We start from the raw sequence: 3,997 nt of genomic DNA, 5'->3' as shown, positions 1-3,997 counted from the left end.
CCGGCACCCTAGTCCTCAAAAACCCCGAACTCTTCAACCTCACCCCACCCGACGCCACCACCACACTCATCCGCCACATGCGCGTCAACCACATCACCGGCACCCAAAAAGCGCTCCGCGACATCGCCACCACCATCCTCACCGACCAAGCCGTCCGTCTTCCCGACAACAGCGGCATGGCATTCGTCCCCAGCACCTCCAGCCCCACCCACTACGACGGAGCCACCGAAGCCCACCAGTCCCCCACGAACGGCAGCCCGCGCCGGCTCGTCGACACCATCGCCCCTGGCGTCGACGGTGCCCACCACTCCGCCCCCAAACGCAGACGAGGCATGCCGACTGCCGACACTCCCGGGCCTGCGTCCCTGATCGCCGACGAACCCATTCACAGCCAGGTCGGAGCCCAACCCAGAGTTCCTGCGCCCTTCGCGTCACACAATGTCATTCCCCACCACGGATTCGAGAAGGTGATCCGCACACGCCTGCCTCAGCGGGGTGACCACCTCCTGGGCACGCAAGGTCACAGCCGGGACGTGGTGATCGCCGAGGCCGGATCCAGCGACGGGCAAAGCGCAGCCGCACACACTGTCGCGATCGAAAACACTCTTCGCCGTTTCGGGGACTTGGATGCCCGATACCTGGCGAATCTCATAGACCGAAAAGGTCTGCAAAGTCCGCTATCCGATGCGAGGCTCAGAAAGCTGCTCGGTCCGGCACGAATCAATCTCCGGGCAGCCGACGAGCTCTGGGGCCCGCTCTACCGCGGGGTACGCAACACCGGCACCTTCGACAAGGACGACGCCGACGACCTCACGGTGTGGCTGTACCGACGGGTGATCGCGGAGCCCCGGCTCTCTGTGCTGGCGATCGCTCGCAGCGCCGCCTCGTCCGGCTTCATCACAGACCACAAGCGGCTTGAATCCGGTATCAGGGATGCGATCGAAGCCGCCGTGAGCGACGGCCGCCGTCACCCGGAACTGACGATGGCCAACGACCACGACAAGATCATCCACCTCATCGACCGGCTCCTCGCCAACAGCAGCTATCGCAGCCCGAGCGAAGTCACCGAAGCACTCGGAGGCCTCAACATACGTGGGGCGAAGTCCGACATCGAACTACTGGTGACCCAACGTCAACGCGAGTTGAAGGACCAACCTGAACTTCTCGCGGCCGCCCAAGAACACGGTTTACCCACGTTGCCGCCGACCACACTCTTCCTGGGAAGGACCCTCGACGCCGGCGACCCCACCCATCACGACCTCTTGGGCAAGCTCGCCTACGCCGCCGCCTGGGAAAACAAGAACGCCAACGTCGACCAGCTCCTCGACCTCTTGCAGCGTGAGGGCGTCAACGACACCGGCGATGGACTCAGACCACTCGTCACCCGCATCATCGACGAAGCCACCACCAATGGCGACCGCTACGAAGCACTTTCCGCCGACCGGCACGGAGAGCACGACGCCATCCTGCACCGCACCGGCGCACTCACACTGAAGAACCTCGGACTGTTCGACCTCACCCCACCCGACGCCATCACCGCACTCGTCCGCCACATGCGCGTCAACCACATCACCGGCACCACCACCAAACTCCGCGACATCGCCGAGACCGTCCTCACCGTCCGCACCGACCACCCGCTGCCGGGCACCCACACCGTCCCCATCCGCACCCACGCCGACCAAATCGTCGAAGCCATTCCTCTCCCGCACAACAGCGGCATGGCCTTCGTGTCCAACACCTACGCCCCCAACGTCAACGCGGCCTTCTCCCACCCCCGCCCCGGCGTCATCAACGTCCTCGCCCACCACGGCATCACCGACGACGTCTACTACCTCCCCGGCCGCGTCGACGACCTGACCCCCCACCACCCAACCGACCTCGCCGAAACCTTCGCCACCCTCCCTCTCCCCTGGCACGCCACCCACACTCTCAACCTCTGGGCCTGCAACCTCACCATCGACCAACACACCACCCTCGCCGGCCACCTCCACCGACACCCCACCCTCCGCCATCTCACCCTCACTCCTGCCTACCTCGGCAGCCCTATCCACATCACCCCCGCCGGCACTATCACCACTACGGACCCCGGTGTCGAAAACACCCTCCACCTCGCCCCCAAACGCCGCCGGGACGGAAGCACCGTCGCCGCCGATCCCGACGCTCCGGAGACGGCGGCGAAGCTCGCCGAAACCACCAGAAGAATCCTTCAAGAACACGGCGATATCGATGTCCGACATCTGCTCAGGTTCGTTTCGAGTGACGAATTCCCAGCCCGGAAATTCGAGAAGAAACTCAGAGACCACTTTGCTCGAGGAGCAAAAGAACTCCAAGAAGAAAATCAGCTTTGGCGCCCCATCTATCGCGGAAGGCAAAACAAGGGAACTTTCAACCTGGAGGAACCTGACGACTTTACCGTCTGGCTGTATCGAAAGGTGATCTCCGATCCGAACAGCTCCCATGCGACGATCGCGCGCAGCACGCAAGAAGCAGGTTTCTCCGCCAACCATGCCGTTCTCATCTCCAACATCAGGCAGGCGATCGACGCCGCCGCGAACGACGGGCGGCGGCATCCTTACCTGTCCTTTTCGGAGGCCAATGATCGCAACAATCTCGAACAACTCATCGACCAGCTCATCATCAACGACTTCAGCAGCTTCAACAGACTTTATTCCGATCTCTCGAAATTCAGCGCACACGGCACATCTGAAAAAGTCAAAGAATTCTATTCCAGGCGCAAAAAGGAACTTGACGATAATCCTGAACTCGTAGCCGCAGCTCGCACACGCGGATACCCGAAGCTGCCGCCGACCAAGCTTTTCTTCGGCAGGATACTCGATGTCGAGAACACGGATGACCATGCCGTGATCGAAAAACTCGCCTATGCGATAGCTTGGGAAAAGAAGGAGGCCACGGTCCCCGAAATCGTCACTCTGCTCAAGACGGAGGGCATCGAAGGCCCGGCCGAACTTCTCAGCCACCTGGTCACCGAGACCGTGGCGACAGCCACCCGCAACGGCGACCGGCTCCCCGAGCTTTCCGCGTCCGGCAACGGCCATGACGCCGCCATCTCGGCACGTACACGCGACATCCTGATCGCCACTCCCGGCCCCTGGGGTGCCGGGACGCAACACCAGGTGAACACTCTGGTCCGACACATGCGAATGCGCCATATCACCGGCGCTCAGGCAGACCTCGCGTTCCACGCCCACAGCGCGTTGACCACAGCCATGGCCGGCGGACTCGCCGACGTCGACCTTGATCCCATAAGGCTGCACGACGCCAAGCTCGATCACCGGGATCCCGTGCAGGCAGCCATCGTGAGAACACTGGCCCGGAAGATCGTCGACACACATGGATACCTGGAAAACGGGACCTTGCTGCACTACCTGCACCGCCAAGAAGTGGAGAAAAACGAAGGCATCAGTTCCCTGATCACCGCCGCCGTGGAGGCGGCTCAAGCCGATGGTTCACTGTGGCAGCCGCGCTACCGCGGGCGCGAACGACAAGAACAGAAATACGATGCCGGGGAACCGAACGACCTGACCGCCTTGCTTTGGCAGTCAGCGATCAGGCATCCACGGGAGACTGCGACGGAGCTCGCGCGCCGGGCCGTTCACGCGGGCTTCATGGGACGCGGCGCTTTGATTTCCAGCGCTGTTTCAGTCATCGATGCCGTCGTGCGGTCCCAGCGGCGGCACCCGTTCCTGAGCGTCAATGATCAGCGCGCCACCCCCTTGGTCGATGCCCTGATCGCCGACAATCCTGGCCTCGGCATCGCACCACTGGTCACACTCGCCCGAACGTACAACATCTTCGGCACACTTCCGGACTTCACGACTGTAGTGAGGGCCAGGTCGGCCGCGCAGCGGTCGGACGCCGATATCACTGCAGGCAGGCAGGCATTGACCTTGCGGCCGGACGGCCAGATCCTCGGCCGCCACCTCGACATCGCCAACGAAGCCGACCACGACTGGATCGACAAACTCGCCTACGCCAC

General features: G+C 62.9%; 1 protein-coding gene. It reads left to right on the top strand.

Features of this window, described 5'->3' with window-relative positions; genetic code table 11:
- Positions 1–3,997: hypothetical protein (locus IE302_RS42545; protein ID WP_191260150.1), on the top strand; the 3,997-nt coding region annotated here is incomplete at both ends.

It is taken from the genome of Amycolatopsis oliviviridis (assembly GCF_014654365.1).
GTDB lineage: Bacteria > Actinomycetota > Actinomycetes > Mycobacteriales > Pseudonocardiaceae > Amycolatopsis > Amycolatopsis oliviviridis.
The sequence above is the reverse complement of the archived record's forward strand: the minus strand, read 5'-3'. Positions and strand labels throughout refer to the sequence as shown.